This window comes from Cellulosimicrobium sp. NPDC057862 (assembly GCF_042797035.1).
Lineage (GTDB): Bacteria > Actinomycetota > Actinomycetes > Actinomycetales > Cellulomonadaceae > Cellulosimicrobium.
This window is the reverse complement of sequence record NZ_JBHVMH010000008.1, coordinates 112,166-130,041: the sequence shown is the minus strand read 5'-3', so window position 1 is coordinate 130,041 and position 17,876 is coordinate 112,166. Positions and strand designations below refer to the sequence as shown.

Sequence of the window (17,876 nt, the reverse complement as noted above, 5' to 3'; positions counted from 1 at the left end):
GCTACACAACGTCAGACATCAGACATCTTCTCTCCGGAACGATGTCGGTCTCATGTCAGGAGAACCAATGAAGCTTCACGTCAGCTCACCTCCCCGCAGGGGAGTCGCTGCGGTCGCCGCGGGCGTCGTGCTCGCGCTCGGCCTCGCGGCGTGCTCCGGCGGCGGTGCTGCGCAGGACGACCCGACCGAGGGCAGCGCAGCCCAGGGCGAGATCGACCCGGACGCCGTGATCGAGGCGGGCATCTCGTACTCCCTCTCCGGTGGCTTCGACCCGATGATCACCACCGGTGCCGTGACAGTAGCGGCCAACTGGCACGTGTTCGAGGGACTCACCGAGCTCGACCCCGCGACGCGCGAGGTCTACCCCGCGCTCGGCACCGAGCTCCCCGCGCAGGTCGACGACACGCACTACGAGGTGGACCTCCGCGAGGGCGCGGTCTTCCACGACGGCACGCCCGTCACCGTGGACGACGTCGTCTACAGCTTCGACCGCGTGCTCGACCCGGCGAACGAGTCGCTCTACGCCGGCTTCATCGACTTCCTCGAGTCCGTCACCCCCGTCGACGACGACACGGTCTCGATCAACCTCAAGTACCCCTTCAGCCTCGTGCCCGAGCGGCTCTCCGTCGTCAAGATCGTGCCGAAGGCCCTCGTCGAGGCCGACTACGAGGCGTTCAACGCGCTGCCCGTCGGCACCGGCCCGTTCAAGATGACCCAGGCCACGCCGGACGACAAGATCACGTTCGAGCGCTTCGACGACTACACGGGCAACCGCCCCGCGCTCGCCGCGGGCCTCGTGTGGAACCTGCTCTCCGACCCGGCGGCGCGCGTCACCGCGATGAGCTCGGGCACCGTCAGCGCGATCGAGGACGTCCCCTACATCGACGTCCCCACGCTCGAGGGCGCCGTGGACGTCGAGTCCGTCCAGTCGTTCGGCACGCTCTTCATGATGTTCAACACGGACCTGCCCCCGTTCGACGACGTCCGCGTGCGCCAGGCGTTCTTCTACGCGCTCGACATGGACAAGATCATCGACAACGGGCTGCTCGGCAACGGCGCGGCGGCGACGAGCTTCCTCCCGCAGAGCCACCCGAACTACCACGAGGCGTCGACGGTCTACTCCTACGACCCGGAGAAGGCGAAGGACCTCCTCGCCGAGGCCGGCGTGAGCGACCTGTCCATCACGCTCATGACGACCGACACCGGCTGGGTCGCGGACATCGCGCCGCTCCTCAAGGAGAACCTCGACGCGATCGGCGTCGACACGACGCTCGACATCGGCCAGTCCGGCGGTCAGTACACCAAGGTCGACAACGGCGACCTGCAGGTCATGGTCGCCCCGGGCGACCCGTCGGTCTTCGGCAACGACCCCGACCTGCTCATGCGCTGGTGGTACGGCGACAACGTCTGGTCGCAGTCGCGCTACCGCTGGAACGACGACCCGAAGTTCGCCGAGCTCCAGACGATCCTCGACGCCGCCGTGCGCACGTCCGGCGACGAGCAGCAGGAGCTGTGGGACCAGGCGTTCGACCTGATCTCCGACGAGGTGCCGCTCTACCCGCTGCTGCACCGTCAGCTCCCGACCGCGTGGGACGGCACCACGCTCTCCGGGTTCTCGCCCCTGCCGATCACCGGCCTGTCGTTCCTCGACGCCGGCCTCGTCAAGTAGCCGCGGGCTCGTAGCCCTCGGCGCCGACCGACCGCCGGGCCTCTCGCCCGCCCCCTCGGGCGAGAGGCCCGGTACCCGCCCGGCACCCAGAACGGACAGACCATGCACCGCACCCCCGACGCACCGGGAGGCCGACCGTGAGCGCACTGCTGCGACTCGTCGGACGCCGCCTCCTGCAGCTGCCGATCATGATCCTCGGCATCACGTTCCTCGTGTTCCTCGTGATGTCGTTCTCGCAGGTCGACCCGGCGATCCAGGCCCTCGGCGAGGGCGCGTCCGTCGAGGCGCGCGAGGCGTACCGCGAGGCCAACGGCCTGAACGACCCGCTCCTCGTCCGGTACGTCGCGTTCCTCGGCGGCCTGCTGCACGGCGACCTCGGCACGTTCAGCGCGCGCCAGGTGCCCGTCGCCGACGAGGTCGCGCGCGCCCTGCCCATCACGCTCCAGCTCACGCTCATGGGCCTCGTCATCGCCGTCGTGCTCGCCCTCGTCATGGGCATCCTCGCGGCGCTCTACCGCGACCGCTGGCCCGACAAGGCGATCCGCGTCGTGTCCGTCGCGTCCCTCGCGACGCCGTCGTTCTGGCTCGCCGTGCTTCTCATCCAGGTCGTCACCCTCGGGGCCGGCTGGCTCCCCGCGAGCGGGCCGCTGCCCGACCCGTCCGAGGACCTCGGCGGCTACCTCGCCCGCATGGCGCTGCCCGCGATCGCGCTCGCGATCCCCGTCGTCGGCCAGCTCACGCGCGTCGTGCGCACGTCCGTCGTCGAGGAGCTCGACAAGGACTACGTCCGCACCGCGATCGGCGCCGGCATCCCGCGCCACGTCGTCGTCGGGCGCAACGTGCTGCGCAACGCGCTCATCACCCCGATCACGGTGCTCGGCCTGCGCGTCGGCTACCTCATCGGCGGCGCCGTCGTCATCGAGATCATCTTCGCGCTGCCCGGCATGGGCACGCTGATCCTCAACGGCGTCACCAACAACGAGCCCAACCTCGTGCAGGGCGTGACCCTCACCGTGGCGCTCGCCTTCGTGCTCATCAACATCGTGGTCGACATGCTCTACGTGCTCGTCAACCCGCGGATCAGGACGGTGTGACGTGCGCCGACAGCTCACCGAACGACTCTCGACACCCGGGCTGCGCCTGCGCGCGCTGCCCCTCGGGTCCAAGATCTCCCTCGCGTTCGTGCTCCTCGTGGCGCTCGCGGCGGTCTTCGCGCCGCTCGTCGCGAGCCACGACCCGCTCGCCACCGGTACGCCGGTCCAGCCGCCGAGCGCGGAGAACTGGTTCGGCACCGACCGCCAGGGGCGCGACATCTTCTCCCGCGTCGTCTACGGCGCGCGGTACTCGCTCGTCATCGGCCTCGGGGCGACGGCGATCGCGCTCGCCGCGGCGGCCGTGCTCGGCTCGGTCGCGGCGACCGCGCGCAAGAGCGTCTCCGAGACCCTCATGCGCGTCCTCGACATCATCATGTCGTTCCCGGGCATCGCGCTCGCCGCCGTGTTCGTCTCCGTCTTCGGCCGCTCGCTGCCGGTGCTCGTCCTGACGATCGCGTTCCTCTACACGCCGCAGCTCACGCGCGTGGTGCGCGCCAACATCCTCGACCAGTACGGCGAGGACTACGTGGCCGCGACCCGCGTCATGGGCGCGCGCACGGCCTGGATCCTCGCCAAGCACGTCGCGCGCAACTGCGCGGCGCCCGTGCTCGTGTTCACCACGGTCCTCGTGGCCGACGCGATCGTCTTCGAGGCCTCGCTCTCCTTCATCCAGGCGGGCGTGCCGGACCCGGAGCCCTCGTGGGGCAACATCATCGCCGCGGGCCGCGACCTCGTCATGGGCGGCTACTGGTGGGCGACGTTCTTCCCCGGCCTCGCGATCATGCTCACGGTCCTGTGCCTGAACATCCTCTCCGAGGGCATGACCGACGCGATGGTCGCGGCCCCGCGGGCGACCCGCGCCACCCCGGCGAAGGCCGTCGCGACGGACTCGGACGACGCGGCCGTTGCCGCCGAGCTCACGGCGATGGACGCCGACGAGCCGGTCGAGACCGCGGACGAGGAACGCCTCGCCGAGTCGGAGCCGGTCGTGCAGGACGTCGAGCCGGAGGTCCGGCACGTCGGCCGCGAGGTCCCGCTCGCCGCGCGCCTCGCGTCGCTCCGCGCGGCCGAGGGGGCGCGCACCGACCGCCCCGTCTACGACGGCGACGCGGCGCCCCTGCTCGAGGTGCGGAACCTGTCGATCCGCTTCCCCGCGCGCCACGGCGACGTCGCGGTCGTCGACGACGTGTCGTTCTCCGTGAGCCCGGGCGAGACGATGGCCCTCGTCGGTGAGTCCGGCTGCGGCAAGTCGATCACGTCGCTCGCCGTCATGGGTCTGCTCGACGCGTCCGCCGAGATCAGCGGGGAGATCCGCTACGACGGCAAGGACCTGCTCGCGATGGGCAACCGCGAGCGCGCGTCGCTGCGCGGCACCGAGATCGCGATGATCTACCAGGACGCGCTGAGCTCGCTCAACCCGTCGATGCTCGTCCGGTCCCAGATGAAGCAGCTCACGCGCCGCGGCGGGACCCGCACGGCCGAGGAGCTCCTCGAGCTCGTGGGCCTCGACCCGCAGCGCACGCTCAAGAGCTACCCGCACGAGCTGTCCGGCGGGCAGCGCCAGCGCGTGCTCATCGCCATGGCGCTCACGCGCGACCCGAAGCTGGTCATCGCCGACGAGCCGACCACGGCGCTCGACGTCACGGTCCAGGCGCAGGTCGTCGCGCTGCTCGACGAGCTGCGCCAGAAGCTCGGCTTCGCGATGGTGTTCGTCAGCCACGACCTCGCGCTCGTCGCCGAGATCGCGCACCGCATCACGGTCATGTACGCGGGGCAGGTCGTGGAGCAGGCGCCGACGCGCCAGCTGCTCGCCGACCCGCGCCACGAGTACACGCAGGGCCTGCTCGGCGCGGTGCTCTCGATCGAGCAGCGCTCGACGCGCCTGCACCAGATCCCCGGCACGGTCCCGTCGCCGCGCGACTTCCCGACGGGCGACCGGTTCGCGCCACGGTCGTCGCGCCCCGACCGCGGTCTCGACGTGCGCCCCGTGCTGCGCGCCGTGGACGCCGACGGGCAGCACCTCGTCGCGATGCCGCCGGACGAGCCGGTCGGCGCCGCCGCGGGCGGCCGCACCCCCGCCCCGATCACCACCGGAGGGACGCGATGAGCGCCACGGACCAGACCCCGCCCGCCGCGGAGCGGGGGTCCGCGACCGACCGCGACACCCCGGTCGTCGAGCTGCGCGGCGTGCACGTCGTCTTCAAGGCCCGCACGGGCACGCTGTTCAAGGCCCAGCGGGTGCACGCCGTGAACGACGTGAGCGTCGCGGTCCGCCGTGGGAGCACGCTCGGGATCGTCGGCGAGTCCGGCTCGGGCAAGTCGACCATGGCGAAGGTGCTCGTCGGGCTGCAGGCGCCGACGTGGGGTGAGATCCGCTTCCGCGGGCAGCCGGTGCAGAGCTACACGACGCGCGTGCGGCGCGACGTCGGCCGGGTCGTGTCCGTCGTCTTCCAGGACCCGGCCACCGCGCTCAACGCGCGCATGCGCGTGCGGGACGCGCTGCGCGACCCGCTCGACGTGCACCGCGTGGGCGACGCCGCGTCGCGCGAGGCGCGCGTCCGCGAGCTCGTGCACCTCGTCGGGCTGCCCGAGTCGGCGCTCGACGCGCTGCCCGGCCAGCTCTCGGGCGGGCAGCGCCAGCGCGTCGCCATCGCGCGCGCCCTCGCGCTCGCGCCGGACGTCATCGTCGCCGACGAGCCGACGTCGGCCCTCGACGTGTCCGTGCGCGCCCAGATCCTCAACCTGCTCGCCGACCTCAAGGCCACCCTCGACCTGGGGATGGTCTTCATCTCGCACGACATCCAGACCGTGCGGCACGTCTCGGACGAGATCGTCGTCATGCAGGGCGGTCGCATCGTCGAGTCGGGCCCGGCCGCGCGCGTGCTCGACGACCCCCAGGACGACTACACCCGCACGCTGCTCGCCGCGGCGCCCGCGCTGCTGTGAGCCGGGGCCGCGCCACGCGGCCCCGCACCGACCGAACCACCGCTGAACCAGAACCGGAGCTCCTCGTGACCACCCCCACCTTCCACGGGATCGTCCCGCCCGTCCTCACCCCCTTCACGACCGACGGGGAGGTCGACGTCGCGTCCCTCGAGCGTCTCGTGGACCACCTCGTCACCGAGGGCGTGCACGGCGTCTTCGTGCTCGGGTCGACCGGCGAGGTCGCGTACCTCACCGACGCCCAGCGCGACCTCGTGGTGCGCACGGTCGTGCGCGCGGCCGCCGGCCGGGTGCCGGTCATGGGCGGGGCGATCGACCTGACGACGCCGCGCGTCGTCGAGCAGGCGAAGGCCCTCGTGGCCGCCGGGGCGGACGCGGTCGTCGCGACCGCGCCCGTCTACGCGCTCAACGACCTCGACGAGATCGAGCGTCACCTGCGCACCGTCGCGGCCGCCGTGGACGTCCCGCTCTTCGCCTACGACATCCCCGTGCGCGTGCGCACCAAGCTCCCGGCCGACCTGCTCGTGCGCCTCGGCACCGAGGGCGTGCTCGCGGGCGTCAAGGACTCGTCGGGCGACGACGTCGCGTTCCGCCGCCTCGTCGCCGCCAACGCGGCTGCCGGCTCGCCCCTCGCGCTGTTCACGGGCCACGAGGTCGTGGTCGACGGGATGCTCCTGCTCGGGGCCGACGGCGTGGTCCCGGGCCTCGCGAACGTCGACGCCGGCGGCTACGTGCGCCTGTGGGACCTCGCGCAGGCGGGCAAGTGGGACGATGCCCGGGTGGAGCAGGACCGCATCGCCGCACTCTTCGAGATCGTCTTCCAGGCGCGCGGACGCTCGGGCGACGCCGCGGGGGTCGGCGCGTTCAAGGTCGCCGCGCAGCGCCAGGGCCTCATCGACACCGCGACCATGGCGTTCCCCGTCGAGGCGCTCGACGGTGAGGTCGCCGATCGCGTCGAGGAGCTCACGCGCGCGGCAGGGCTCCTGCGTGGCTGAGGCCTCCCCGGACGCCGCGGCACGGTCGGTCGTCGTCGGGGTCGACCTCGGTGGCACCAAGATCGCCGCGGCGACGGTCGCGGCCGACGGGACCCTCGGTCCCGTGCGCGCCGTGCCGACCCCGGCCGCGGCCGGCCCCGACGCGGTGCTCGACGCCGTCGCGGGGCTCGTGCGCGAGGTCGTCGCCGCGCTGCCGGGCGGGGCACGGCTGCGTGCGCTCGGCGTGGGCACGGCCGGGGTCGTCGACGTCGGTCGCGGCGTGATCGTCTCGGCCACCGACACCCTGCCCGGCTGGCCCGGGAACGACGTCGCCGGCGGCCTGCGCCGTCGGCTCGCCGACCTCGCGTCCGACGGGCCGTCCGGGGACGCGCCCGCGGTGCCGGTGTTCGTCGAGAACGACGTCGACGCGCACGCCGCCGGCGAGGTCTGGCTCGGCGCGGCGGCCGGGGCGCGCAGCGCGCTGCTCGTCGCGGTCGGGACGGGCGTGGGTGCCGCCGTCGTGCTCGACGGTCGTCCCCTGCGCGGGGCCCACCACGTCGCCGGGGAGCTGGGCCACATGCCGGTCCCCGGGGCGGAGCTCCTGCGCTGCCCGTGCGGGCGCACCGGTCACCTCGAGGCGATCGGTGCGGGGCCGGCGATCCATCGTCGCTACCTCGCGCTCGGCGGCGACGCGGCGAGCCCGGACACGCGCGACGTCGTCGCACGAGCAGGTGCGGGCGACGAGCTCGCGGCGACGGTCGTGCGGGACGCGGCGCAGGCCGTGGGCCGTGCCGTGGCAGGCGTCGTGACCGTGCTCGACCCGGAGGTCGTCGTGGTCGGCGGAGGACTGGCGGGCGCGGGCGACCTCTGGTGGTCGGCGCTCGAGGGCGCGCTGCGTGCGGAGGTCGTCGACGTCCTCGCCGACCTGCCGCTGCGCCGTGCGGCGCTCGGCAACGAGGCGGCGATCGTCGGGGCGGCGCGCGGAGCGTGGAGCCTCGTCGGCCCGCCCGGCGACCAACCCGGGGCGCGACCCGGCGGGCTGGGGGAGGAGAACCACCGAGAGAGGACGACGACATGACCGGACCGCAGGAGACGCGGACGACCTGGACGCGCGAACGCGTGCTCGACGCGATGCGCGGCCGGCTCACCGTGTCGTGCCAGGCCTACCCGGGCGAGCCGCTGCGCGACCCGCGCACGACGGCCCAGATGGCGCGCGCCGTCGTCGCGGGCGGAGCGGCGGCCGTGCGGGCGCAGGGCCTGGACGACGTCGCGGCGGTCGTCGCCGCGGTGGACGTCCCGGTCGTCGGGCTGTGGAAGGACGGCGACGGCGGGGTCTTCATCACGCCGACGCTGCGCCACGCGCGCGCCGTCGCCGACGCGGGCGCGCACGTCGTCGCGCTCGACGGCACGCGCCGGCCCCGCCCGGACGGGCTCACGCTGGCCGAGACCGTGGCGCGCCTGCGCGAGACGACGGACGCACTGGTCATGGCGGACTGCGGGTCGCTCCACGACGCGCTCGCCGCACAGGACGCGGGCGTCGACCTGCTCGGCACGACGCTCGCCGGGTACACGGGCGAGCGGCCGAAGACGTCGGGTCCGGACCTCGAGCTCGTCGACGAGGTGGTCGCGGCGTGCTCGCTGCCCGTCGTCGTCGAGGGGCGCGTGCACACGCCCGCGCAGGCGGCCGAGGCGATGGCGCGCGGCGCGTTCAGCGTGTGCGTCGGGACGGCGATCACGCACCCCACGACCCTCACGTCGCGGTTCGTGGAGGCGTTCCCGACGCCCGACTGAGTCGTCCGCACGACCCCTTGACAGCGCAAAGTCGCGATGGCCTACGGTCTGGCGCAACGCGCCGGGCGGGCGCGCCGAGCCGTCAGGGGGACACGACATGGCATCACCGCACGACGACCTCGAGCCGGCGGGATACGCCGAGCTGCTGACCGATCTCAAGGCGCGCGTGCGCGCCACGCAGTTCCGTGCCGCGCGTGCCGCGAACACCGAGGTGCTGAGGCTGTACTGGTCGATCGGCCACGACATCCTCGAGCGCCAGCGCACCGCGGGCTGGGGCGCGAAGGTCGTGACCCGACTTGCCGCTGACCTGCAGCGGGAGTTCCCGGATCAGCGCGGCTGGTCGCCCTCGAACCTGAAGAACATGCGCAGGGTCGCCGAGGTCTGGCCGACGCTCGAGGAGTTCGGCCAACGTCCCGTTGGCAAATTGCCCTGGGGGCACGTGATCACCCTCCTCGAGCGGCTCACCACCCGTGACGAGCGTGACTGGTACGCCGCGGAGGCCGCGGAGAACGGCTGGACCCGACCCGTGCTCGAGTACCAGATCAAGTTCCGCCGGCGCCATGTTCTCGGGGCCGCGCCGACGAACTTCACCGCGGCGCTCGACGTCGCGGATTGTGAGCTGGCACAGGCAATGGTCAAGGATCCGTACGTCTTCGAGCACCTCGGCCTCGTCGAGAAGCGCGCCGAGCGTGAGGTCGAGCAGGCGCTCATGGACCGGCTCCAGGACACGTTGCTCGAGCTCGGGCGCGGGATGGCGTTCGTCGGGCGGCAGGTGCGGCTCACCGTCCCCGACGACGAGCGCGACGCCGTCGACGAGTTCTACGTCGACCTGCTGTTCTTCCACGTCGAGCAGCTGCGCTACGTCGTCGTCGAGCTGAAGATCGGGAAGTTCGAACCTGCCCACCTCGGTCAGCTCGGTACGTACGTCGCGATCGTCGACGACCAGTACCGCCGGGACGAGATCCACGCCCCGACCGTCGGGATCCTCCTGTGCACGGGCCGGAGCGGCGCCGTCGTGCGCTACTCGCTGGCCAGCACGAACGCGCCCGTCGCCGTCGCGGACCTCCAGGGGTTGCCCGACGAGGCGCGCGGGGCGCTGCCGAGCGTGGCGGAGCTCCAGTCGGTGGTCGCGGACGAGCTCGAGCAGCGCTCGTGAACGGGACCCGCGCGGGCGCGCGCCGGCCAGGACCCGACGTCAGGTGCGACCGGTGCGTTCGAGGACGCCGCGCACGTAGGCGGCCTGGCCTGCGTGCTGGAGGCTGTCCACCGCGACGCTCACGAGGCGGACGCCGAGCGTGACCGGCGGGTCCCACGCCTCGTCGACGACGCGGTCGAGGTCGTCGTCGGTCAGCGCGGCGAGCACGTCCTGGGACTCGACCTGGACGGCGTGCACGTAGCCGAGCAGGAGGTCGTCGCTCGCGCGGACGCGGGCGACGTCCTGGGCCGACTGCCCGTAGCCCGTCGCCCCGTCGTCGAACGGCAGGTCGAACCGGCGTGCCCAGCCGTCGCGCGTCCAGACCTGCTCCCGCCCGACAGCTGCGGCGACCTGCGCGTCCTGGCCGCGGGCGAGGTGCCACGCGAGCCACGCGATCGTGTTGGCGCCCGGGTCGAGGCGCGCGGTCAGCGCGTCCTCCGCGAGCCCGTCGACGGCGCGGGTCGTCGTCGGTCCGATCCGGCCGAACAGGTCCTCCAGCACCGTGCGCGCGTCCACGTGTCTCCCTCTCGTCGTCGGGCACCGTCCTCAGCAGCCTCCGACGACCTGTGCGTGGTCGCGACCCGAACGGGTCGGCCAGCGGCGGTGGGTCGCATCTCACGCGAGGCTGAAGACGACGGTCCCCGCCTTGTGCTCGTGCTCGACGTGCCGGTGCGCGTCGGCGATCCGGTCGAGCGGGTAGGCGTGGTCGACGACGGCGCGCAGCGCGCCGGACGACCCGAGCGCGAGCGCCTCTTGCAGGGTGGCGCGCTGGAGCTCGGTCGACCGCAGCCCGGTGAAGGCCACGACGCCCCGCCGGCCGTGCGTCCGTCGCGCGCTCCACAGGGTGCGCGCGAGGATCGTGACCGACGGCACGGTCGTGAGATAGACCCCGTCGTCGGTGAGCAGGTGGCGGCAACGGCGGTAGGTCGATGCGCCCGCGACGTCGAAGACGACGTCGTAGCGTGCTCCGTCCGTCCCGGCTGCGGAGGGTTGCGCGGTGACGTCCCGCCGCGTGCGATCGACGACCTCCGCCGCGCCGAGCGCGCGCACCAGGTCGAGGCCGCGCGGCCCGCTCACCGCGGTGACGTGCGCGCCCGCGGCCACGGCGAGCTGCAGCGCCGCCGTCCCGACGCTCCCGGACGCCCCGAGCTCCAGGACGCGTGCACCGGGTCGCAGGCGCGCGTGGTCGGTGAGGAACGGCAGCGCGGTGAGCGGCCCGGCGGCGAGGACCGCGGCGTCGATGTCGGACAGCCCCTCCGGGGTCGCGACGACGGCGCCGCCCGCCGGGACCACGACGAGCTCGGCGTGCGCCCCCGCGCCCATGTGGGTCAGCGCGGTGACCCGGTCGCCGACGGCGAAGCCCGTGACGTCGGCACCGACCGCGACGACCTCGCCCGCGACCTCCCCGCCCAGCACCGGGTAGCGCGGCCGGCGCAGCCCGAACGCGAGGCGCGCGAACCACGGCCTGCCCGTGCGCGCGGCGACGCCCGCGGCGGCGAGCGTGCTCGCCCGGTTGCGCACGAGCAGGTCGCGGGGGCCGGGGACCGGGTCGGGGAGCGTCGTGACGTGCACGACGTCGGGCGGTCCGTAGGTGGTGAGCACTGCCGCTCTCATCGGTCCGGCTCCTCGTCGGGGTAGGCGAACACGTCGTCGAGCGGGGCGTCCAGTGCCCGGGCGATGCGGAAGGCCGTCTCGAGGGACGGGGAGTAGCGGCCCTGCTCGATCGCGATGACGGTCTGGCGCGTGACGCCGACGCGCTCCGCGAGCTCGGCCTGCGTCATCTCGCCGCGCGCGAAGCGCAGCGCGCGGATCGTGTTCGTGACGCGCGTCGGCTTCCCACCCACGTCACGCCCCCCGTCGGTACGCGACGAGCGTCACGACGGACGAGATCACGGCCATGACCACGAAGCCGAGGTAGATCGTGTTCGCGATCCAGAACGTGTCCGCCTCCGCGAGCGCGAGGACGAGCGCGCCGAGCGCTCCGGCGACCACGCCCCACTGGCCCGCGAGGGTGCCGCGGCGCGCGAGGTCGCGGTCGCGCTCGTCGCTGCGGTAGCTCTCGCTGGGGCGGGCGATCTCGACGGCGATGCGCACGACGACCGCCGCGACGATCGCGGCGCCGATCGACCACAGCAGCGGGGCCACGTACGCGACGTCCGCGAGCCGCCCGCCGTCCGCGCGGGACAGCACGACCCCGACGTACGCGGCGTATACGACGACGCTCACGACGAGGTAGACCCAGGTGCCCTTCTCCTCGTACGACATGCCCGCTCCTGTCTCGATGTCAAAGATTGATGACATTGCGAATGTACGGTTGACCAGACCTCATGTCAAGAGTTCTTGACACCGCCGCGAGCGGTCCTCCCGGGTCCGCGCCGCGCCGCTCAGGGAGCGGTCAGGGCGACGACCAGGGCGATCCCGGATCCGTCGGGGGAGCCGTCGTGGTTCGGTGCCGTCATGACCGCCACCCGGCTCGTCCGCCCCGCGCCCGTCGCTCCGCGTGCGCGCGACGCCCGCACCGCCGTCGCGACGCTGACGCTCACGTCGCTCGCCGTCGCCGCGTTCGCCGTCCTGCCGTATCTCACGGCGTCCCTCCCCGCGCTGGCCCGCGACGACGTCGGGCTCGCCGCCGCGTACGCCGGGGCGCCGGGATTCGTCCTCGGCGCGTTCTACGCCCACGTCGTCGCAGGCGGGGTCGCGCTCGTGTGCGCCCCGCTCCAGCTCTGGGCGGGACTGCGCCGCCGGCGCCCGGGCGTGCACCGCTGGACGGGTCGCGTCTACGTCGGGGCGGTCGCGGTCGGCGGCGTCGCCGGGCTCGTCCTCGTGCCCGTCAACCAGGCCGGGCTCGTCGGCACGCTCGGCTTCGGGGCGCTCGCCGTCCTGTGGCTGTGGACGACGTGGCGCGGCTACCGCGCCGTCCGCGGCGGCGACGTGGCCACGCACCAGGACTGGATGACGCGCAGCTTCGCGCTCACCTATGCCGGCGTGACGCTGCGGCTGTGGACGACGGCGCTCGTCGTCGCCCAGACGCTCGCCCTCGGCGACACGGTCGACCCCGACGTCGCCTTCGACCGCGCGTACGCACTCGCGCCGTTCCTCTCCTGGGTCCCCAACCTCGTCGTCGCGGAGCTGCTCGTCCGACGCCGGCGTCAGCGCACGAGCCCCGACTCGTAGGCCGTGACGGCGTTCACGCCGTCGATCCTCGCGCGCCCGACCCGAGGGAGGCCACCGTCCTGAGGACGACCCGCCGTCGACCGTACGCAGGGTGCCGAACCCGGGGTCGCTCCCCACGATCGGCCCACCGTGAGGAGCGATCCCCGGTTCGGCACGGTGAGGTGACACGCAACCTGGGCCGTTAGCGTGGACCCGTCCCCGCGCGCCGACCCGCGCGCTGCCGTGGCCGCCGGAGGTGCCGATGGAGTTCCCGTTCAGCCTCACCGAGGAGCAGATCCTCTCGCTCATCGTCGTGGGCACGCTCGCGGTCGTCGCGATCGTCGGCGTGAACATCCTCGCCCCCAAGGCCGGGGTGGCGGCGCCGCTCGTGCTCGTCGCGGTGGGTGTCGCGGTGAGCTTCGTCCCCGCGGTGCCGGAGATCGAGTTCGAGCCCGAGTGGATCCTCGCGGGCATCCTGCCGCCGCTCCTCTACTCGGCCGCGGTCGGTCTGCCGACGATGGACTTCCGGCGCGACTTCACCGCGATCAGCGGGCTCTCGGTCGTGCTCGTCCTGCTCAGCACGGTGCTGCTCGGGTACCTCTTCACGTGGCTGATCCCCGGCATCCCGCTCGCGGCGGGCTTCGCGCTCGGCGCGATCGTCAGCCCGACGGACGCCGTCGCGACGTCGATCGTCAAACGGCTCGGGGCGTCGCCGCGCGTCGTCACGCTGCTGGAGGGCGAGAGCCTGCTCAACGACGCCTCCGCGCTCGTGCTCCTGCGCTCGGCGATCGCCGCCATCGCGCTCACGGTGGCCAGCGACGGGGTCGCCCCCGCGTTCTCGCTGTGGGCGGTCGCGGGCGACTTCGTCTTCGCCGTCGTCGTCGCGGTGCTCGTGGGGTCCCTCGTCGGTTTCCTCGGCCTCACCGTCCGGCGCAGGCTCGCCAACCCGGCGCTGAGCACCGCCGTCTCGTTCGTCGTCCCCTTCATCGCGTACCTCCCCACGGAGGAGCTCGGTGCGTCGGGCCTCGTCGCGGTCGTGACGGCCGGGCTCGTCACGGGCAACGGCGCCGCCAAGTACCTGCGTCCCCAGCACCGGCTTGCCGAGGAGTCGAACTGGCGCACCGTCGAGCTCCTCCTCGAGGGCACGGTCTTCCTCCTCATGGGGCTCGAGCTGTTCGCGCTCGTCACCGACGTGCAGGAGGCGCACGGGAGCCTGTGGCGGGCCGTCGGCATCGCGGCGCTCGCGGCGGTCGTCATCCTCGTCGTCCGCTCGGCGTACGTCGCGACGCTCCTGCGCTCGCTCGCCCGCCGTGCGCGCCGCGGCGAGTCGATGCGCGGGGTCATCGAGGGCATGCAGGAGAAGCTCGACGCGCGCTTCGCGGCCGACGGGACGCCCGTCGCGCCCGTCGCGCCCGTCGGGGGAGAGAAGCCGGCGCCCGGGACCCCGGAGCGCCGCGGTGCCGCGATGGTCGCCAAGGCGCCGCCGGAGCGAGTAGGCCGACTGCGGTCGTCGCTGCGCCGACGCGCGGCTGACATCGACTACCTCACGGCGGAGCCGCTGGGGTGGCGCGAGGGCACGCTCCTCGTCTGGGCCGGCATGCGCGGCGTCGTGACGCTGGCCGCGGCGCAGACCCTGCTCACCGACACCCCGCAGCGGTCGTTCCTCGTGCTCGTCGCGTTCGGTGTGGCCGCAGGCACGCTCGTGGTCCAAGGCGGCACGCTGCCGTGGGTCGTGCGCCGGCTGGGGCTGGCCGGCGGGTCGTCCCGGGCCGACGAGGACCGCGGCGCGGTCCGCGTCGAGCTCGACGCCGCCGCCGTGGCCGTCATCGACGCGCCCGACCTGCGCCGGCCCGACGGGAGCACGTACGACGGCGACGTCGTCGCCCGCGTGCGCCGCGACGTCGTGCGCGAGCTGGAGAACCGCGACACCGACGCCGCGACGTCGGCCGACCTGTTCGCCCAGTACAAGGAGCTGCGCCTGCGCGCGATCGCCGCGCAGCGCGTCGCGCTGCTCGCCGCGCGGACCTCCGGCGCGTACAGCTCGCAAGCCCTGCGGCACGCGCTCGACCTGCTGGACGCCGAGCAGATCGACCTCGAGCTGCGCCGCGGCCCCTACGTCCCGGGCGACGACGACTGACCGGTCGGCCCCGAGCACCCCGACGCTTGCGCCTTCCCCTGGGGAAGGACCTAGCGTCGCGAACATGGACATGCACACGACGGGCCAGGTGGCCCGCGCCACGGGACTGAGCGAGAAGGCGGTCCGCCTGTACGTGGACCGGGGGCTGCTCACCGCCCGGCGGGACACGGACGGCGGGCCGCGCCTGCTCGACGACGGTCAGGTGGCGCGAGCCCGGCAGGTGCGGCTCCTGCGGGGCGTCGACCTGTCCCTCGCCGAGGTCGCGGAGGTGCTGGGCGCGCCGGACGCCGTCGCGGCCTTCGACACCGTGTGGGGCGTGCGGCGGTCCTCCGTCCCGGAGTCGCTCGCGGCCGGGGAGTATGTGCGGTCCGTGCTCGCCGGGGCGCCGCGCCTCGACGTCGAGGTGCACCGACGCGCGGTGGCGGAGCGGCTCGTGCTCGGCACCGCGCGCCGCGCGACGCTCGAGGAGCTCCCGCGCGTGCTCCCCGAGGCCACCGCGGCCGTGTTCGACGTCCTGCGCACGGCCGACGTGCCGCTCGCCGGGCACCCGTACGTCGAGTACCATGAGCGCGCGACCGAGGGTTTCGCCGCGCGCGTCACCGTGCAGGTCCCCGTGGTCGACGCCGTGCGGCCGCCCCAGGGGTTCGTCCTCACCACGGACGGCCCGCACGACGAGGCGTACGTCGCGTTGACCGCCGCGGAGGCGGACGACCAGGCCCGGCTCGTCCTGGTCCACGACCACCTGTCGTCGGGGCACGCGCTGACCGACGGCGCGCCCGCGGGGGACAACCGGGAGATCTACCTGCCCACGTGGGGGACGCGCGGCCCCGGCCCGGTCGTCGAGGTCGCGGTCCCGGTGGCCTGACGCGCCGTCGGCGGCTCAGACGTCGGCCGCGGCCAGCGCGCCGTCGACCCCCACGACCCCGAGCTCGAGGCGCGCGATCCCGTCGACCGGGACGGCGGACGACGCGCCGAGCCCGTCAGAGCTCCCCGCTTCCGTGGACGACCACGTGGCGACGACCTCCCGGGCGCCGGCGTCGTCCACGAGGACGAGCTGGTACGTCGCGCCGTCCTCCCACTCCCCGACGGGGTACGAGCACGACCAGTCGAGGCGCGTGCCCCACGCGGCGGAGGTGAGCGTGAGGTCGGCGCGCACGTCGGTCGCGCCGACGGGCTCCAGCGCGACCTCCGTCGTCCCGGCCGCGACCGGCGGCGGGGCGTCGTCCGGGCGCGTGACGGCCATGCCGCCCGCGACGCCCGCCACGACCAGCCCGGCGGCGGCTGCCCCGAGCAGCGCCCGGCGTCGGACCTGACGGCGCCGCGCACCGGCCGCGACGACAGCGAGCGGGACGACGACGCCCTCGTCGGACGCGCCGTTCGCATCGCCCCGGGCGCCCGCGTCGCCCGTGCCGTCCACGAGCGCGTCGGCGTGCTCCGCGGTGAGCATGCCGAGGATCCCTGGCATGCCGGCGAGCTCGCCGACGGCCTCGCGGCACGCCGGGCACGTGGCCAGGTGCTGCTCGAACGTGCGGCGGTCGTGCGGGCTCAGCGCGCCCAGCACGTAGGCCGCGTCCCACTCGCGGTACGGGTCCGGGGGAGGGGTGGTGGTCATGACGAGACTCCCTTCTCCTGCAGCGCGAGCCTCAGCGCGCGGAGCGCGTAGTGCATGCGGGACTTCACCGTCCCGGGCGGGACGCCGTGCGCCGTCGCCATCTCGGCCACGGAACGCCCGTGGTAGTACGCGTCGACGACGACCGCCCGGTGCTCGGGGGACAACGACACCAGGGCGTCCGCGACGAGCCACGCGTCGAGGACCGCCTGCGTCGCGTCCGCCTCGCCGTGGTCGGGCACGTCGGCGCTCGCGAGCTCGCGCCGGTGGTGCGCGCTGCGCAGCTCGTCGACGACGAGGTTGCGCGCGACCGTGAAGAGCCAGGCGCGCACCGAGCCCTCCGGGCGCTCGAGCACCTCGGGGTGGCGCCACGCACGCAGCAGCGTCTCCTGGACCACGTCCTGCGCCTGCGCCGGGTCGTCCGTGAGGCGCGCGACGTAACGCTCCAGCGCGGGACCGTGCGCGGCGTGGACCGCCCGCAGCAGGTCGTCGGCGTCGGCGCGCACGCGCGGCACCTCCCCGTCCGTCACGACCCGGACGCCGGCACGAGGTCGAGACCGAACTCGACGCTGCCCGTGTCGTCGACCGTGACGAACCCGAGGCTCGGCGCCGCGACGTCGTAGTCGGAGAACGTGATCGGCACGCTGCCGACCACCTGGACGCCGTCGGCCGTCGTGCCGACCTGCGCCTCGACCGTGACGGCCTGTGTCACGCCGTGGATCGTCAGGTCGCCGGCGAGCTCGACGTCCGCCGAGCCGGAGGGGAGCTCGACGGGGGACGTGAGCGCGAACGTCGCGGTCGGGTAGGTCCCGACCTCGAGCGCGTCGCCGCGGAAGTACGCGTCGCGCGGCGGCTCGTCGGTCGCGACGCTCGCCATGTCGACCTCGATCGTCGCCTCCGTGAGCGCGCCGTCGGCGACGGTGAACGACCCGGTGACCTCGTCGGTCCGGCCGGTCACCGTGACGTCCTCGCCCTGCAGCACCTCGTGGACGCGGTACCCGGCGTAGGAGTCGTCGGCCACGGTCCAGTCGCCCTCGAGGCTCGCCGGGTCCAGCGCTCCCGCGTCGCCCGACGACGCGTCGAGCGTCGGCTCCTCGGCCGCGGCGCGGTTGTTCCAGTCCGCGTACAGGCCGGGGCCGAACGCGACCACCGCTCCGCCCAGCACCACGACGCCGACCCCGACCCCCACCAGCACCTTCGTCCTCCTGCGCACGTCCGCTCCTTCCGATCATCCTCCGTCGACCCCGTCACCCAGGGAGACGAGGCAGCCGCCCGATCGGTTCAGTCGAGTCTCGCCGTGCGACCCGATGA

At 74.0% G+C, this 17,876-nt stretch carries 18 protein-coding genes; 11 read left to right on the top strand and 7 right to left on the bottom strand.

Features of this window, described 5'->3' with window-relative positions; all coding sequences use genetic code 11:
- Nucleotides 1-67 precede the first annotated feature (67 nt).
- The 8 genes from ACFVN3_RS12185 (at nt 68) to ACFVN3_RS12150 (ending at nt 9,627) form a co-directional block, all read left to right on the top strand.
- Nucleotides 68-1,669: an ABC transporter substrate-binding protein gene (locus tag ACFVN3_RS12185; protein WP_378233096.1), complete on the top strand. Its 1,602-nt coding sequence runs from the start codon at nt 68-70 to the stop codon at nt 1,667-1,669.
- A 137-nt stretch (nt 1,670-1,806) separates the two neighbouring features.
- Entirely contained in the window at nt 1,807-2,763 is a 957-nt protein-coding gene (locus tag ACFVN3_RS12180; protein WP_064316380.1) for an ABC transporter permease, read from the top strand.
- 1 nt (nt 2,764) lies between these two features.
- Complete coding sequence (locus tag ACFVN3_RS12175) at nt 2,765-4,870, top strand: dipeptide/oligopeptide/nickel ABC transporter permease/ATP-binding protein (protein WP_378233095.1); 2,106 nt, start codon at nt 2,765-2,767, stop codon at nt 4,868-4,870.
- The gene (locus tag ACFVN3_RS12170; RefSeq protein ID WP_378233094.1) at nt 4,867-5,709 is read left to right on the top strand and encodes an ABC transporter ATP-binding protein; all 843 of its coding nucleotides are present in this window, start codon (nt 4,867-4,869) and stop codon (nt 5,707-5,709) included. The genes ACFVN3_RS12175 and ACFVN3_RS12170 overlap by 4 nt, the downstream gene beginning before the upstream one ends.
- A gap of 65 nt (nt 5,710-5,774) precedes the next feature.
- Entirely contained in the window at nt 5,775-6,701 is a 927-nt protein-coding gene (locus tag ACFVN3_RS12165; protein ID WP_378233093.1) for a dihydrodipicolinate synthase family protein, read from the top strand.
- On the top strand, nt 6,694-7,758 hold the full coding sequence (locus ACFVN3_RS12160) for an ROK family protein (RefSeq protein WP_378233092.1): 1,065 nt from the start codon (nt 6,694-6,696) through the stop codon (nt 7,756-7,758). Before ACFVN3_RS12165 ends, ACFVN3_RS12160 begins: the two co-directional genes overlap by 8 nt.
- The gene (locus tag ACFVN3_RS12155) at nt 7,755-8,471 is read left to right on the top strand and encodes an N-acetylmannosamine-6-phosphate 2-epimerase (protein WP_378233091.1); all 717 of its coding nucleotides are present in this window, start codon (nt 7,755-7,757) and stop codon (nt 8,469-8,471) included. Before ACFVN3_RS12160 ends, ACFVN3_RS12155 begins: the two co-directional genes overlap by 4 nt.
- Before the next feature lie 97 nt (nt 8,472-8,568).
- A complete protein-coding gene (locus ACFVN3_RS12150) occupies nt 8,569-9,627 on the top strand; it encodes a YhcG family protein (protein WP_378233090.1) in 1,059 nt (352 codons plus the stop codon).
- A 39-nt stretch (nt 9,628-9,666) separates the two neighbouring features.
- Here ACFVN3_RS12150 and ACFVN3_RS12145 read toward each other — a convergent pair whose 3' ends face one another.
- The 4 genes from ACFVN3_RS12145 to ACFVN3_RS12130 all read right to left on the bottom strand — a co-directional run bounded on the left by ACFVN3_RS12145 (nt 9,667) and on the right by ACFVN3_RS12130 (nt 11,931).
- Entirely contained in the window at nt 9,667-10,182 is a 516-nt protein-coding gene (locus tag ACFVN3_RS12145) for a DUF664 domain-containing protein (RefSeq protein ID WP_378233089.1), read from the bottom strand.
- Nucleotides 10,183-10,281: 99 nt separating this feature from the next.
- Nucleotides 10,282-11,280, bottom strand: a complete 999-nt coding sequence (locus ACFVN3_RS12140) for an NAD(P)-dependent alcohol dehydrogenase (protein WP_378233088.1) — start codon at nt 11,278-11,280, stop codon at nt 10,282-10,284.
- Nucleotides 11,277-11,510, bottom strand: a complete 234-nt coding sequence (locus ACFVN3_RS12135; protein WP_378233087.1) for a helix-turn-helix transcriptional regulator — start codon at nt 11,508-11,510, stop codon at nt 11,277-11,279. The genes ACFVN3_RS12140 and ACFVN3_RS12135 overlap by 4 nt, the downstream gene beginning before the upstream one ends.
- 1 nt (nt 11,511) lies before the next feature.
- Nucleotides 11,512-11,931 carry a hypothetical protein gene (locus ACFVN3_RS12130; protein WP_378233086.1) on the bottom strand — a complete coding sequence of 140 codons (420 nt, stop codon included), beginning with the start codon at nt 11,929-11,931 and terminating at the stop codon, nt 11,512-11,514.
- Nucleotides 11,932-12,123: 192 nt separating this feature from the next.
- Between ACFVN3_RS12130 and ACFVN3_RS12125 the strand changes: the two genes are divergently transcribed.
- The 3 genes from ACFVN3_RS12125 (at nt 12,124) to ACFVN3_RS12115 (ending at nt 15,821) form a co-directional block, all read left to right on the top strand.
- A complete protein-coding gene (locus tag ACFVN3_RS12125) occupies nt 12,124-12,840 on the top strand; it encodes a DUF2306 domain-containing protein (protein WP_378233085.1) in 717 nt (238 codons plus the stop codon).
- Nucleotides 12,841-13,081: 241 nt separating this feature from the next.
- Nucleotides 13,082-14,956 (top strand): cation:proton antiporter, encoded by a 1,875-nt coding sequence (locus tag ACFVN3_RS12120; RefSeq protein ID WP_378233084.1) that lies wholly within the window; start codon nt 13,082-13,084, stop codon nt 14,954-14,956.
- 64 nt (nt 14,957-15,020) lie between these two features.
- Nucleotides 15,021-15,821 carry a MerR family transcriptional regulator gene (locus ACFVN3_RS12115; RefSeq protein WP_378233083.1) on the top strand — a complete coding sequence of 267 codons (801 nt, stop codon included), beginning with the start codon at nt 15,021-15,023 and terminating at the stop codon, nt 15,819-15,821.
- 15 nt (nt 15,822-15,836) lie between these two features.
- Here ACFVN3_RS12115 and ACFVN3_RS12110 read toward each other — a convergent pair whose 3' ends face one another.
- Genes ACFVN3_RS12110 through ACFVN3_RS12100 form a run of 3 tightly spaced genes read right to left on the bottom strand, consistent with a single transcriptional unit; the run spans nt 15,837 to nt 17,778 of the window.
- A complete protein-coding gene (locus ACFVN3_RS12110; protein ID WP_378233082.1) occupies nt 15,837-16,568 on the bottom strand; it encodes an anti-sigma factor family protein in 732 nt (243 codons plus the stop codon).
- On the bottom strand, nt 16,565-17,071 hold the full coding sequence (locus ACFVN3_RS12105) for a sigma-70 family RNA polymerase sigma factor (protein WP_269808399.1): 507 nt from the start codon (nt 17,069-17,071) through the stop codon (nt 16,565-16,567). Before ACFVN3_RS12105 ends, ACFVN3_RS12110 begins: the two co-directional genes overlap by 4 nt.
- A gap of 20 nt (nt 17,072-17,091) precedes the next feature.
- Complete coding sequence (locus ACFVN3_RS12100; protein WP_378233081.1) at nt 17,092-17,778, bottom strand: YceI family protein; 687 nt, start codon at nt 17,776-17,778, stop codon at nt 17,092-17,094.
- Nucleotides 17,779-17,876 lie beyond the last annotated feature (98 nt).

What these genes read in the sequence shown, in the direction of transcription:
- ACFVN3_RS12125 (WP_378233085.1), top strand. Translation starts at nt 12,124, where the DNA reads ATGACCGCCACCCGGCTCGTCCGCCCCGCGCCCGTCGCTCCGCGTGCG.
- ACFVN3_RS12130 (WP_378233086.1), bottom strand. Translation starts at nt 11,931, where the DNA reads ATGTCGTACGAGGAGAAGGGCACCTGGGTCTACCTCGTCGTGAGCGTC.
- ACFVN3_RS12185 (WP_378233096.1), top strand. Translation starts at nt 68, where the DNA reads ATGAAGCTTCACGTCAGCTCACCTCCCCGCAGGGGAGTCGCTGCGGTC.
- ACFVN3_RS12170 (WP_378233094.1), top strand. Translation starts at nt 4,867, where the DNA reads ATGAGCGCCACGGACCAGACCCCGCCCGCCGCGGAGCGGGGGTCCGCG.
- ACFVN3_RS12110 (WP_378233082.1), bottom strand. Translation starts at nt 16,568, where the DNA reads ATGACCACCACCCCTCCCCCGGACCCGTACCGCGAGTGGGACGCGGCC.
- ACFVN3_RS12115 (WP_378233083.1), top strand. Translation starts at nt 15,021, where the DNA reads ATGGACATGCACACGACGGGCCAGGTGGCCCGCGCCACGGGACTGAGC.
- ACFVN3_RS12150 (WP_378233090.1), top strand. Translation starts at nt 8,569, where the DNA reads ATGGCATCACCGCACGACGACCTCGAGCCGGCGGGATACGCCGAGCTG.
- ACFVN3_RS12140 (WP_378233088.1), bottom strand. Translation starts at nt 11,280, where the DNA reads ATGAGAGCGGCAGTGCTCACCACCTACGGACCGCCCGACGTCGTGCAC.
- ACFVN3_RS12155 (WP_378233091.1), top strand. Translation starts at nt 7,755, where the DNA reads ATGACCGGACCGCAGGAGACGCGGACGACCTGGACGCGCGAACGCGTG.
- ACFVN3_RS12120 (WP_378233084.1), top strand. Translation starts at nt 13,082, where the DNA reads ATGGAGTTCCCGTTCAGCCTCACCGAGGAGCAGATCCTCTCGCTCATC.